Origin of the sequence: Enterocloster sp. OA13 (assembly GCF_022440595.1) — a bacterium.
Lineage (GTDB): Bacteria > Bacillota > Clostridia > Lachnospirales > Lachnospiraceae > Enterocloster > Enterocloster hominis.
On record NZ_JAKNTF010000001.1, the window covers coordinates 2,853,895 to 2,866,809 of the forward strand.

The window sequence follows — 12,915 nt, forward strand, 5'->3', positions numbered from 1 at the left end:
CGGTTGATGTACTTCCATATTTTCCCTACGTTGGCATTATCCAAATCAGGTATAATAGGTCGAAGTTCGATTACTTCCTCTCAGCCTGCTTCACAAGCTCCCTGTTGTGGTTGTATCATATAAAAATCTTATTATATCCGTATCATCAGTTTATTCGGTATTGTTTTAAATGTCAAGCTTTAAATTTCAGCCTTTAAATGTCAGCCTTATTCTGCTCCCGCCTGGAGGGCAGACGGTGCTTCTCCCCCCACTCGCACATCATGTCCAGGATGGGAATCAGTGATTTGCCCCGTTCCGTCAGGCTGTATTCCACCTTAGGCGGTATCTGTGGATACTCTTCGCGGTGCACCAGCTGGTCGCCCTCCAGTTCCTTCAGCGTGACGCTGAGCGTCTTGTATGAGATTTCCCCAATGTACTTTTTCATCTCATTGAACCGCACCACCCCAAATTCCATAAGGGTGTAGAGGATTGTCATCTTATATTTGCCGTTTATAAGGGACAGGGTATAGCTGAATCCTGTCTCCCCAAGGCTGGCCTGTGATATGGAGCATTTTCCCATCTTACACTCTCCTTCAGGTAAGTACCATACTTCTATGTTAGTACCGCACCTTGATGTTCGTACTTGTAATTTATAATGATACTGTTAAAATTATAATATGTCTAAAAAGAAAAGTCAATCACGGAGCGTAATCATATAATGGATAAAACATGCAATAAAAAACAGACCGGGTCATGTACCGGCTCATGCTGTGCACAGACCTGCAGCTATCAGGTTTCGGGGAATACGGCCCTGTCCATGGATTGGGGCGGCAATGCCCCAAGCATCATCCGCAGCACCCCTATTGAGTTCAGGGAACTGTCCATCGCGGACCGTTCATGGATGGCCCCCATCCTGGCGGCCGAGGACAGCCTGGCATCCGATGGATGCTTTGGGACGTTCTTTCTCTGGGGAAGGGCGTATGGAATGACTGCGGCAGACCTGGGGAGCCGGATGATTGCCAGGTACCAAACGGAGGATGGACTGTTCTTCTCCTATCCTGCCGGCAGCGGAACACTAAAACCTGCCATCACCCAGATGAAGCGGCTGGCGGAACAGCTGGGACAGCCCCTTTTAATCAAGGGCGTGACCGAGGCGCAGAAGCAATGCCTCCTGACGGAATTCCCCACACAGTTCCGGTTTGAGGGACTTCGGGATAGTGCGGATTATATCTATGAGGCAGGAACCCTGGCCAGTCTTGGGGGGAAAAAGCTGCATAATAAACGGAACCACTGCAACCGCTTTGAACAGGAATGTCCGGACTGGCATTTTGAAGTGCTGGGACAGGAACATATAGACTCCTGCCTTGCCCTTCTGCAAAGCTGGGAAGAAAATCATGAAGGGCTTGAAAGCGGTATGCCGGAAGCGGAAAAGGAGGCCATCCTCACGGCCTTTAAACATTATGATGCCCTGGGGCTTACAGGCGGCGTCCTCTATGCCGGGGACCGGCTGCTGGCCTTTACCTTTGGTGAGCCGGTAGGCGGACATGGGTTTGATGTAAGGTTCGAGAAAGCCGATATCACGGTCCACGGCACATACCAGATGATTAACCGTGAATTTGTCCGCCATCTGCTTAAGGTCTATCCTGAACTGCACTATATTAACCGTGAGGAAGATATGGGGATGGAGAATCTGAGGAAGGCAAAGGAATCCTACTATCCTGCATTTATGCTGGATAAATATGCGGCCCGCTGGGAATAAGCGGACCGCTTCCTGTTTCAATTAATCCTGTTTCAATTAATCCTGTTTCATGTAATCCGGCTTCCTTTCATCCGGCTTCATCCCCCCTGTTTTTTCCCTTTCCCATCCGCCTCCAGTATCCCTCTCCTGATTGCCTCAAATGCAATGGGCGCATATCCAATCCGCTCCACACAGGCACAGAAACTCCGTTCAGACACATCCGCATACATGGGGTTGTTGTGGACATGACCGAATATATTGGCATAGGGACTGTATATATTCACATACATGGGTTGATGGGATAGTATATAGAATTCCTCTAAGACAACGGGAAGGAAACTCACCTCCCCAAATCCCATATCCATCCACCTTCGGCTGTCAAAATCCCTGTCATGGTTCCCTGCTATCAGGATCTTATGTCCATTCAGCCTTCCCAGTATGGCCGTTATCTCCCCTGCGTCCATACCGCAGGCAAAATCGCCCAGATGATAGACCGTATCTTCCGCCCCAACCACACGGTTCCAGTTTTCAATCATCTGCTCATTCATCTCATGGCCATCCTTAAAGGGTCTTCCCTCATATTTCAGTATTGCGCCTGCATCGCCAAAATGGGTGTCTGATATCATATAAATATTTCCCATAAAATCCTCCTGGTTGCCTTTTGCATATTTTGTATATTTATATTATTTTATTTAATATCATGTTCATTTGATATGATTCATTTTACCATACCACCATGGCAAATCACAGGCCCATCTCGAATATTGGGGACTTAAAATATTCAGGACTGTTTTTTGAAGGATCTTACAGTCTCCACACCCCCATTCATAAACCACATCTGCCGGCTGAACCTGTCATCCACGGAATCCATCAGCATCTGCTCATGGTTCCCACGGATCAGGACGCAGCGTTCCCCCATATCGGATTTCAGCGTCCTGACATAATCAAATACCTCATAAACCTGATTTCCCCTGTCAATCAGATCCCCAAGACAGATCAGTCTGTCCGTATCTTCCCTGAACTTAAGCTTTTTAAGCAGCGCCAGCAGTTCGCTGTGGCATCCGTGGATATCTGCAACGATTATGGTCCTCATACATGCCTCCAGTCTTATTCCCCTATGATAATTATATCTGAAACTGACCGGAAAGCACAGATACTTTTGATTTTATACGGCTTTTACCTCATTCCATTTATAATATCAAGATCCGTTAACATCACGCCTGATTTTCCCAGTACTTTTGACTGGCCTTGCAGAACTGGATTGTTAAATTGAAATATGCAGGCATATATCTTTGCCTCCCTTCGTATTTCCGTAAAACTATTTTATCATCCATCTTTAAGGCATACAACCTGTATTATACAAAGGCGGGATGTTCAGTCAGAGCATGTATGATTGGAAGATTCACTATCAGGAACACAGACCTTGCAGGATATTGTAATATCCGGCCCCTGCATCCAAAAGGATGGGAATCTGATACTCTTTGCATCCAAAAGGCAGCAAGGATGTCATCCCCTGCTGCCCTGCATAAAACCATATCTTATCTTATAAACGGATCAAGACATCCCCATCTGTCATCTTATCTGCATCCTCCGCACTCCCTACAGCCACAGACTGCAGATAAAGGTTGCACACAGGCCGCCTAGGGACATCACCACATTACTGATGGACAAGGTCTTAAGCCCTGTCTTCATATCAAATCCCATACAGTTGGTATATACCCAGAAATAACTGTCATTTACATGGCAGCAGGCCCTTGCGCCTGCACCGGATGCCAGGAAAATAAGGATTGGATTAAGGCCCAGGCTGGCCGCAATGGGGGCACACAAGGTAGCTGCTGTTGTCACGGCCACGGTACCAGAACCCTGGACTATCTTTAACAGACCAGAAATCACGAAAGGTATAAGGATAAACGGAAGCCCTGTATTCACTACCATAGTGGCAAGGCTGTCACCTGCGCCGGATACCTTTAACACCTGTCCCAATGCACCGCCTGCGGCAGTAATGAATACAATTGGGCCTGCATCCTTTAACGTTTTGTCCATGATTTCCAGCACCTTTTTACCGCCCAACCTCTTTCCAAGGGTTGCGATTGCAAGAACCGCACCGATTGCCAGGGCAATATTGGAATCCCCAATAAAAGATGTGACCGTAAGAAGCAGCGAGCCTTCCGGGCACAGCATGTCACATGTTGTCTTTCCAAGAATCAGAAGAATCGGCACAACCAATGGAAGAAGGCTTGCCATGGTTCCCGGTAGGTCTGTTTCATCCTCAATATCCAGACCCTCCTCCTCCTTTTTTCCAGATTCCTGGAAAGAATAAAAATCAGAAGGCTTGTTGCGGAAATATATCTCTGCAAAAATCCACCCAAACAAGGTCATGAAAACCGCTGCAAATGCTCCGTACAGGATTGCCTGCCCGATATCAATCCCAAGAAGCCCTGCCGCTGCCAGAGGGCCTGGTGTTGGCGGGACATAAACATGGGTTGCCAGCAGGCCTGCGGAAAGACTGACTGCCAGGATTGCCAGAGGTATCCTGGTCTTTTTGTGGATTGCCTTTACAAGCGGCGTCAGGATGACAAAGGCTGCATCTGAAAATACGGGTATGGATACGATATAACCCGTGATTGCCATGGCCAGTCCGGCACGTTTCTGTCCTACCAGCCTGACCGCGTCCAGCGCCATACGGTTGGTTCCCTTTGCCGCATCCAGATAATTGCCCAGCATGATTCCGAAAATAATGATGATGCCGATACTCTTAACGGTTCCGGAAAATCCGCCTGTGATGGCCCCGATTGTATCAGCTCCTGTCATTCCGGACAGCAGTCCCATGACAAGCGCGGTTGCAAGCAGTGAAATAAATGCATTGGCCTTTACCTTAAGACACAGGAACAAGAGCACGGCCATACCTATTATAAATACAATTTCCATTGGCATAATTGAATCCCCCTATTTTATCGATTTGTGTTCATCCTTCTTTTTCATCCTTCTTAAACCTTGCCCGCATCAAGGGCTTGATTCCCCCTGCCTCCAGGATGTTAAGTGCATGTTCCCCCAGCTGCTCGCAGACGTAAACCTTACCTGTTTCTTCCACTGTAACCACGCCTTTTCTTATATCCAGCTTCAACGTCTGCCCGTCATGGACCTCCTTGCCTATGCCCTTACATATAATCAGGGGCAGCCCTAAGTTGATGGAATTGCGGAAGAAAATCCGTGCAAATGAATCTGCCAGCACAGCAGACGCCCCCATGTTAAGCAGGGCAATGGGCGCATGTTCCCTGCTGGAGCCGCATCCGAAATTAGTACCGGCAACCACGATGCCTCCCTTGGGGAATGAAGAAGCAATGGATTCATCCACCCCGCCCAGGCAATGGCTGCCAATCTCCCCAGGGTCCGTAATTGCCAGGAACCTGCCCGGATAAATCTGGTCCGTGTCAATGTTATTGCCCAAAACAATGATTCTTCCTGTTATCTCTGTATTCATCTATATTGCCTCCTATAAGTAATCCCGCGGATCCGTAATGCGACCATTGATGATACTGGCTGCCACCGTGGCCGGGCTTGCCAGATATATGGATGCCTGGTTGGATCCCATCCGCCCCGGGAAATTCCGGTTGGTACTGCTGATACAGGTTTCACCCGGCGCAATGATTCCCTCATGGGCGCCCAGGCATGCGCCGCAGCCAGGCGTGGTTATGGTTGCCCCTGCATTCATTAAATCCTGTATGTATCCTTTTTCCATACAGGAAAGCATGACCTCAGAAGATGCCGGAACCACCACCAGCCTGCTGTATGGGGGTATGTGCCTCCCCTTCACGATCCTGGCCGCAACCGCGATATCCTCCTCCCGTCCTCCTGTGCAGCTTCCTATGTATCCCTGGTTCAGCTTTATCTCCCCTTCTGCAATCACATGGGACAGTGTATCCACATTATCGACGCTGTGCGGACATGCCAGCTGAGGTTCCAAACCGGATACATCGAACACATGACGTTCGCTGTACTCAAAACCAGGATCCGTAACCTGTACCTCAAAAGGACGTACCGCACGCTTTGACACATAATCAAGGACATCCTGGTTCGGCTGCATATATGCGGTCTTTGCGCCCATCTCCACGGCCATGTTACAGATGACCATCCTGCCTGCAACATTCAGGCTGTCCACATAGCTTCCTGTAAAGTCAATGGCCTTATAAACAGCGCCGTCCGCCTTAATCCTGCCCAGGACATTAAGGATGACGTCCTTTGGAAATACTCCCTTGGGCGCCTGGCCTTCCAGACGTACCTCGATTATCTCCGGAACCCGGAACCACAGTTCCCCCGTCATCAGGATCGTGGCCATATCCGTTGCGCCGCATCCCGTGCCCATGGCGCCAAATGCGCCGTGGGTCGTGGTATGGCTGTCCGTGGCCACAATGATCATCCCCGGATAAATAACCCCTGCCTCAGGCATGACCTGATGGCAGACCCCACAGTTGGTATCAAAATGATACTTCAACTGGTTCTTCCTGGCAAACTCCCTCATCTCCCCGTGGTTGGCCGCACTTTTGATGTCCGGCGCTGGTGCATAATGGTCAAAGACAAATGCTGCCCGGGTATTGTCCCAGACCTTCTCCCCACCCATTTCGTAAAAGGAATAAACGGTCTGCAGATATAAATCATTGATTTCAGCAAAATCAATCTTTGCAGTGATGATCTCACCGGTCTTTACATGGGTACGGCCGCTGTTCTTTGCAAGAATTTTTTCAATTACATGCATTATTTTCTCCTCCTTTTCCCTTTTTTGAAATCGTATATTGTATACGATATTCAATCTACGTGTTAAACATTAGCATAATTAAATAAATAATGCAATATATTTTTTAGTTTTGTTTATATTTTTGTGCATATTTTACAATTCATACTACACTCAGTTATGGCATTTGACAATAAAAATGGGGGTATGGTATGATGATAAAGATAAAACATTCGAGGTGAAATTAATGGAATCTCTGGAAATGATGCCTGCAAGGGTCCGGATTACATCTATATTAAAAAAAGCGCTCCTTGCAGGAGAATATAAAAGCGGCCAGGAGCTGAGCCTGACCGAGATAGCTGAAAAACTTGGAGTCAGCAGGACTCCTGTACGTGAAGCATTTCAGACCCTTGCTGCAGAGGGCCTGATTGAACTCCGTATGAATAAAGGGGCAATTGTAAAACAGATTGACCAGAAATTCATCACGGACCATTATGAGATGAGGATCCTGCTGGAATCAGAAGCAGCCGTAAGGGCCGCCAGAAATGGAATGGATGTATCGGAACTGCTTGCCAGACTTTATCACCTGACGGACAACCTATCCACCTTGGACCGACCATACTACACGGAACTGAATCAGCAAATACATACTTCCATCTGGACAGCCGCGGATAACCAGAAACTATATAATTTCCTGATGAGCCTATGGAACGGCCCCAGCACCGGCAGTGCCAACTCAGAACTGGACCACTATGTCCAGTCCACAGAGGAACATATACAGATACTTCAGTCCATACGTTCCAAGGACACGGTAAAAGCACGTCAGATGATGGAACAGCATATTACCAGGAGCATGAACAACATCCTGAAAAGCTACCGCGCCGCCCAGTAACCCATGAACCTAAAGCAGTGCATTCAGCTTCTCCTCGTCCAGTCCATACATCTCCCGTCCCTTAACCTTAAAGTATCCGTCCCTCTGCATCAGCTTCAGTTCCTGGTTCAGGGATGAGCGGCTCACATGGAGCATATTGGCCAGGATCAGCTGGGAACCGGGCATAAGGACGCTTTCCACGGGAGACAGGTTATGGAGTCCCACAATCCAGTAAGCAATCCGCTCCCGGATGGTCTGATAGTTAAGGCAGTTAAGGTACAGCTGGTCCTTCAGCCCCCGCTGGCAGACATAGAGAAGCAGCGCATACATCAGTCCCTGGTCCTTTTCCAGCATTTCCTCCAGTACCTGGACCGGGATCCAGAGAACTGTTGATTTTTTCTCAGCAATCAATGTGTATGCGTAATTCTTCCTGCCGGTAAAATAAAGGAATTCCGGAAATAGGTCCTTGGCCTCAAAGTAAGAATGGCACTGTTCCACACCATTAATCGTATTGTTCACAGCCTTCAGGATGCCGCTCTCCACAATCCCGAAACAGCTGATTTTTGTTCCCTGGGGGTGTATGCACTGGGACGCTTCATAGGTCCTGCGCACAAAATACGTGCGGTACTCCTCATTTCTTTTGCAGAGGTCTGCAAAGGGGACCCTGCATGCATTCTCTGAGATTGTAAAAAAATCGCGCATATTCCTTCCTCCATGAACTACCGAAAGAGGGGCTGTTTCAAACAGCTCCTCTTCTGGTAATGTCTTGTTTTCTTCCTATCCCTGCTTATATAAGGTTCAGGCCTACTCCAATGGGCGGTCCAGGATATCACACAGATCGTCATAATCCATCTCGCCATTAAACCTCAGTACTTCCTTTCCATTCCGGAATATGACTACGACCGGGATACCGCCCACATTGTAGGTGTCCACCAGATCCTGGTTTGCATCCACATCCACATAGCGGATTTCGTATGCCCCGTCATATTCTTCCTTCAGGGCTTCCTCCAGCACAGGGTGAAGGGCCTTACAATGGACGCAGCGCTCTGCGCCGAACAGTACCAGCACCGGTTTATCCTCCACTGCCAGTACCTCATCCTTCCAGCTGGCCGCATCGACAGGATGGAATACATCCGTATCCACCTCGAAGACCTTTTCCCTTTGTGACAGGTCTTCCTCGTCATCCGTTGCCACACAGAGGGCCACATCTTGATAATACGGCAAAGTCCCCTCAACGTCAATCACCTTTTTTGCCCCGAACGCGCCTGCGCCCGGAACACGGTAGGTCACATTGTCAATCCGCTCAATGGGAACCTCCACTGGTTCCGGCTCCTGAGGCACATAGCTGTAGGGATAACGGTAGGCCCTGTAAATCATATTGTTCTTCGGACCCTTTTCATTGTGCGTATAATATGGTGAAATCCACTCCCATACAATCTCAAGGTCCGGCGTCACCTCGATGAGCCTGCCGTCCGAGCCTTCTGTTACCAGGGTATTTCCATTGGGCAGACGTTGTGCGCTGCTGACATAGGGGCTGTAGAATTTGCTGGCATCCGTGGGAATCGCATGCCCCAGTTCCTTGGGGGTCAGCTTCCATACCACCTCCAGTGTAACAGGATTGAATTCCAGCACGCGGCTGTAATCCCTCAGTGCATTTTTGGTGCCGATTGGAGATGATGGGTTGGGTGTCCCGTAGCCGCCCCAGCCGCCATTGTCAAAGACCATCAGGTTTCCTTCGCCCGGCAGGCCCTTGGGAATCATATGGAAATGATGCTGTCCGATAATCCATCCCAGCTTCTTAAGCTCCGGGGAAGCGTTAAAATCAGGTCCGATGCGCCATACAATCTTTCCTGTCTCCTTATCCAGGATTGCCAGGATATTGGCTTCGCGGCAGTCAAAGATGATGTTGTCAGGCTTAAAACGCATATCTCCCTGGTCATACCATTTATTAGGCCCAAGATAGCTCATGCAGTTCACATGCAGGTAATCGCCCACGCCGCCGTCCGATGCGCGCAGGTTGGGGTCGCGGAACAGCACGTTCTTAGCCGCCTCGTCAAATCCCAGTTCGTCAAAATGCTCACTGATGGACCATTTCCAAAGGATATTCCCCTCCCAGTCCACTTCAATCATGGCATCATCCAGCAGTTTCTTATCCGTTATCTTAGGATTGTGGATGGTCTGGTGCACCAGGATCAGGGTGTTGCCCGAAAGCGGTTTTGCATCCATACCGGGTACGTAATACCCCACCGGGTTTCCCTCTCTCTGGTAATCATGGTGCTGGCGCGCCATCCATCTGTGGTCCCTGCCCGGGTCGTCAATATTCTCAAAATGGTCAAATTCCCATACAATATTGCCGTCGTAGTCAATTTCAATCAGGTTGACGCCGTCCTGCATGCCATAATCAGGATGGCGGTATCCGGAAAGGCCCATCACATATCCGCCCGGAAGAAGCTTTGGCGGCATGGCGTGCATGTTCCAGCGCCTGACCTCGTTGCCGTTCATATCAAACAACAACACGCCGTCATTGATTAACGGAACAATCGTATAACCGCTCCAGCATTTTTCAGGGTTGTAAACAGTGACTCCGTGTGGAAAAACAAGTGGCTGTCCCATATTTCATATCCTCCATTGAATTATTATTATTTGTTAAAAAGCCTGTTTGATTTCAACCAGCTTTCCGTTATCGTAAAATGCCCCCGCAACCGTCCGATTAAGCTTCAGGCTGTTGTAGAGCAGGTTCTGTCTTGTGATATCCTGCCTGTATACCTTCCACTGTCCGCTTAACTCCTGCTCCAGACTGGCGGTCTTCTCAATATCCTCATTGCTGTACGGGTTGTAGAATAAAAATGCGGTCCTGCCCGAATCCGGGCCAAGGATTCCCTGGATCTGTTCCAATTCCTTTACATAGCGCTCCGATGCAACCGCCGCAACCGCGCCGTCCGCCGCCGAGGTGACTACCTGGCGCAGGAATGTCTGGGTGCAATCGCCCGCCGCATAGAGTCCCGGCACATTGGTCTCCATTTTCTCATTGACCTTAATGTAACCGGACCTGTCACAGTCCACCATGTCCTTCACCAGTTCCGTCTGCGGCACCATGCCCACGAACAGGAACAGCCCGTCGGCCCTCACCTCTGTTTCCAGGCCCGTGTCAACGTTCTTTAATACCAGTGATTCCACATGGCCGTTCCCCTTGATTTCCTGTACCGTGGAGCTCCACACAAAATCTATCTTGGGGTTCTTATACGCATGCTCCGCGGCAACCTCGTTACAGTCCAGATGCCCTTCCTCATGAAGCACTACAATGGTCACCTTGGATGCAAACCCGGTCAGGTAATCCGATTCCTCAATGGCCTGGTCCCCCGCTCCCAGGACATAGATTTCCTTTCCTTTGAAAAACTCCGCATCGCAGGTCGCGCAGTAAGCGACCCCATGCCCGGTAAATTCCTTCTCACCCTTGATATCCAGTTCCCTGGGCCTGGTGCCCAGATCCAAAATAACGCTGCGCGCCATAAAATTCCCGCGGCGCTTTGTCTCCACAATGAATGTACCGTCCTCCTTCCGGACCCCTGTGACAGTGGTACGCTTAAGCTCTACCGTGGGATGGCTGGCCGCATGCTCCCTGAACAGTTCCATCAGATGCTGCCCGCTGTCCGCTTTCGTTCCCGGATAATTCCTGATTTCATACGTATCATTAATCCTTCCGCCGTAGCTGCCCTTTTCCAAAAGCAGCGTCCTGCGCTCGGAACGTCCGGCATAAATGGCTGCTGACAGCCCTGCCGGTCCGCCGCCAACGATAATAAGATCATAAACTGAGTCCATAACCAACTCTCCTTTCTATCATAAAACACGGTTCCTGACCATATCGGCTCCCGTATCAGCTTCCCCTCACCGCAGAAATTCCCTGGGCCTTTTGGTGTCCGAACTTGCCTGCTCTCTCCCCCACGGCTACCCAGATAACACAGATTCCTGTAAGGAACAGGCAGTAAAATGCAGCACTGAAGATCTGGAATGGGGACACGGTCGGGAGATAGCTGTGCTTTTGCACCATTTCATTGATAATTGTCACACTGCCCATGACAAATGCACTGTTAATAGGAATGATGGAACTGAAATTCGTTGCATTGGCTGTCAGGAGGATGCTCCTGCGCTCCGGGGATATGCCGCTTTCCTGTCCAATCCTGTCCGCCATGCTGCCGAACATCAGGATGGACGGCAGCACACAGCCTGCCAGAAGTATATTGGTAATGATGATTCCCGCTGTAAGTATGGTTTCGGCGCCACGTGTGGTTCCCATGATCTTCCTGCTTAAAAGCCAGGAACAGCACCGCTCCATCATGCCTCCATCCACGGCAACCGCAATCAGCCCATACAGCAGGATAGTGGAAACCACCACATCCAGCATTCCGCTGATGCCTTCAAAGATAACCCCTTTCAGCCCCGAGGTGCCATAGTCAATGGCCACGATATCCGATGGGGCAAGAACCCCTGTCAGAAGTCCCACCGCGAATCCTGACACAATGGCAAATGACAATCCCATGAACAGGTTCCCGGTCCGGAAACAGACGAGCAGCAGGACTGCCAGCGGGACCAGCATCCAAAGCCCCTGTGGTGAGGACATGGCTGATATCTGTGAAATATCCCCCATGGTGCCTCCGCGTCCCCCGAATATCAGATAAACCACCATGGCTAACCCGCCTGCCGCCAGGATATAGGGAGTCCTCATCCTCAATGTCTGAAGCAGGTCTGCAGGCCGTCCCGTCACTCCGTCATGCTGTATCATGACGGTCGTATTGATGACCTGTGAGCTTGGGGAGATTGCATCCCCAAAGAAAATACCGCTGATCAAAGCCCCTGCCAGCATGGCAGGATTGGCTCCCAGCAGGATTCCCGGCGGATAAAAAATGGGTATCACTGCAAACATGGCCGCAATGGGTGCGCCGGCCCCCATGGAAATCATGGCCGAGGCCAGGAAGCTGAATACCACAAATCCGCTTCTTGAAATCCCAAGCTTGAGGCTGAGCCAGATAAATCCGTCCCCAATCCCTCCTGTATTCATCAGCTTGGAAAAAATGCCGATGACCATGAATACAAATATCAGCCTGGAATTACCATACTGGGCAAGACCATGGACCACGCTGTCCCAATACCGGTCCTTCTCCCTGCAGAGGAAAAATCCTGCAAAGAGGGATACCGCCGCCGCAAAGGACAGCCCCTTCATGGAATAATAGTGAAGTCCAACTGAAAATGTCCCGCCGATAAGTATATATCCCACCAGCGGCAGCATGGCAAACGCCTGATTACCATAAAATGTAAGTTTGGTTTCCTCTGTCTTCATATCCTTCGCCCCAATCCGTCCCTTAAGATAGTTAAAATTATAACAGGCTTTTTCCCATGGATATGTTGGAGCTCCAACACTTATGAAAATTTTATAATTTCTTACCATCTTTTTTATATAAGAAGGACATTAATACAGGTATCCGGCGGCATCGGTTCGTCAAACCAATGTCAATACTTCTATTATATGTTTTATTATCCAGTTCTAATTGTGCATAATTAACCACTGTTTTTCATAAGAAAAGGACTCCCCACATCCGGCCG

At 49.5% G+C, this 12,915-nt stretch carries 12 protein-coding genes and 1 riboswitch; of the genes, 2 read left to right on the forward strand and 10 right to left on the reverse strand.

The window, feature by feature from the left end; translation table 11 throughout:
• Positions 1 to 3: 3 nt before the first annotated feature.
• A riboswitch (TPP riboswitch) is annotated at positions 4 to 114 on the reverse strand.
• Positions 115 to 193: 79 nt separating this feature from the next.
• A complete protein-coding gene (locus MCJ35_RS12610; protein ID WP_008716993.1) occupies positions 194 to 559 on the reverse strand; it encodes a winged helix-turn-helix transcriptional regulator in 366 nt (121 codons plus the stop codon).
• A 138-nt stretch (positions 560 to 697) separates the two neighbouring features.
• Here MCJ35_RS12610 and MCJ35_RS12615 point away from each other — a divergent pair, with 138 nt between their 5' ends.
• Positions 698 to 1,738 (forward strand): DUF2156 domain-containing protein, encoded by a 1,041-nt coding sequence (locus tag MCJ35_RS12615; protein WP_025486909.1) that lies wholly within the window; start codon positions 698 to 700, stop codon positions 1,736 to 1,738.
• A 77-nt stretch (positions 1,739 to 1,815) separates the two neighbouring features.
• Here MCJ35_RS12615 and MCJ35_RS12620 read toward each other — a convergent pair whose 3' ends face one another.
• From MCJ35_RS12620 to MCJ35_RS12640, 5 genes are all read right to left on the reverse strand, one after another.
• Entirely contained in the window at positions 1,816 to 2,358 is a 543-nt protein-coding gene (locus MCJ35_RS12620) for a metallophosphoesterase (protein ID WP_025486908.1), read from the reverse strand.
• A 140-nt stretch (positions 2,359 to 2,498) separates the two neighbouring features.
• Positions 2,499 to 2,810 (reverse strand): metallophosphoesterase, encoded by a 312-nt coding sequence (locus MCJ35_RS12625; protein WP_025486907.1) that lies wholly within the window; start codon positions 2,808 to 2,810, stop codon positions 2,499 to 2,501.
• A gap of 506 nt (positions 2,811 to 3,316) precedes the next feature.
• On the reverse strand, positions 3,317 to 4,651 hold the full coding sequence (locus tag MCJ35_RS12630) for a GntP family permease (protein ID WP_008717003.1): 1,335 nt from the start codon (positions 4,649 to 4,651) through the stop codon (positions 3,317 to 3,319).
• Positions 4,652 to 4,682: 31 nt separating this feature from the next.
• The gene (locus tag MCJ35_RS12635; protein ID WP_025486906.1) at positions 4,683 to 5,198 is read right to left on the reverse strand and encodes a LeuD/DmdB family oxidoreductase small subunit; all 516 of its coding nucleotides are present in this window, start codon (positions 5,196 to 5,198) and stop codon (positions 4,683 to 4,685) included.
• A gap of 12 nt (positions 5,199 to 5,210) precedes the next feature.
• Positions 5,211 to 6,470, reverse strand: a complete 1,260-nt coding sequence (locus tag MCJ35_RS12640; RefSeq protein WP_025486905.1) for a 3-isopropylmalate dehydratase large subunit — start codon at positions 6,468 to 6,470, stop codon at positions 5,211 to 5,213.
• Between the two features lie 223 nt (positions 6,471 to 6,693).
• Between MCJ35_RS12640 and MCJ35_RS12645 the strand changes: the two genes are divergently transcribed.
• Positions 6,694 to 7,338 (forward strand): GntR family transcriptional regulator, encoded by a 645-nt coding sequence (locus MCJ35_RS12645; protein WP_034578211.1) that lies wholly within the window; start codon positions 6,694 to 6,696, stop codon positions 7,336 to 7,338.
• A gap of 9 nt (positions 7,339 to 7,347) precedes the next feature.
• On the opposite strand, the gene MCJ35_RS12650 is transcribed toward MCJ35_RS12645, so the two are convergent.
• From MCJ35_RS12650 to MCJ35_RS12665, 4 genes are all read right to left on the reverse strand, one after another.
• Entirely contained in the window at positions 7,348 to 8,019 is a 672-nt protein-coding gene (locus tag MCJ35_RS12650; RefSeq protein ID WP_025486904.1) for a Crp/Fnr family transcriptional regulator, read from the reverse strand.
• Positions 8,020 to 8,121: 102 nt separating this feature from the next.
• Positions 8,122 to 9,930: an aryl-sulfate sulfotransferase gene (locus MCJ35_RS12655; protein ID WP_025486903.1), complete on the reverse strand. Its 1,809-nt coding sequence runs from the start codon at positions 9,928 to 9,930 to the stop codon at positions 8,122 to 8,124.
• A gap of 33 nt (positions 9,931 to 9,963) precedes the next feature.
• Positions 9,964 to 11,136, reverse strand: a complete 1,173-nt coding sequence (locus MCJ35_RS12660) for an NAD(P)/FAD-dependent oxidoreductase (protein ID WP_025486902.1) — start codon at positions 11,134 to 11,136, stop codon at positions 9,964 to 9,966.
• Between the two features lie 55 nt (positions 11,137 to 11,191).
• Positions 11,192 to 12,652 carry a Na+/H+ antiporter NhaC family protein gene (locus MCJ35_RS12665; RefSeq protein WP_008717010.1) on the reverse strand — a complete coding sequence of 487 codons (1,461 nt, stop codon included), beginning with the start codon at positions 12,650 to 12,652 and terminating at the stop codon, positions 11,192 to 11,194.
• Positions 12,653 to 12,915: the final 263 nt, after the last annotated feature.

Bases quoted from the DNA above. Each gene is read 5' to 3' on its own strand.
- MCJ35_RS12655 (WP_025486903.1), bottom strand. From the start codon at position 9,930: ATGGGACAGCCACTTGTTTTTCCACACGGAGTCACTGTTTACAACCCT.
- MCJ35_RS12665 (WP_008717010.1), bottom strand. From the start codon at position 12,652: ATGAAGACAGAGGAAACCAAACTTACATTTTATGGTAATCAGGCGTTT.
- MCJ35_RS12630 (WP_008717003.1), bottom strand. From the start codon at position 4,651: ATGCCAATGGAAATTGTATTTATAATAGGTATGGCCGTGCTCTTGTTC.
- MCJ35_RS12620 (WP_025486908.1), bottom strand. From the start codon at position 2,358: ATGGGAAATATTTATATGATATCAGACACCCATTTTGGCGATGCAGGC.
- MCJ35_RS12645 (WP_034578211.1), top strand. From the start codon at position 6,694: ATGGAATCTCTGGAAATGATGCCTGCAAGGGTCCGGATTACATCTATA.
- MCJ35_RS12615 (WP_025486909.1), top strand. From the start codon at position 698: ATGGATAAAACATGCAATAAAAAACAGACCGGGTCATGTACCGGCTCA.
- MCJ35_RS12610 (WP_008716993.1), bottom strand. From the start codon at position 559: ATGGGAAAATGCTCCATATCACAGGCCAGCCTTGGGGAGACAGGATTC.
- MCJ35_RS12660 (WP_025486902.1), bottom strand. From the start codon at position 11,136: ATGGACTCAGTTTATGATCTTATTATCGTTGGCGGCGGACCGGCAGGG.
- MCJ35_RS12650 (WP_025486904.1), bottom strand. From the start codon at position 8,019: ATGCGCGATTTTTTTACAATCTCAGAGAATGCATGCAGGGTCCCCTTT.
- MCJ35_RS12635 (WP_025486906.1), bottom strand. From the start codon at position 5,198: ATGAATACAGAGATAACAGGAAGAATCATTGTTTTGGGCAATAACATT.
- MCJ35_RS12640 (WP_025486905.1), bottom strand. From the start codon at position 6,470: ATGCATGTAATTGAAAAAATTCTTGCAAAGAACAGCGGCCGTACCCAT.
- MCJ35_RS12625 (WP_025486907.1), bottom strand. From the start codon at position 2,810: ATGAGGACCATAATCGTTGCAGATATCCACGGATGCCACAGCGAACTG.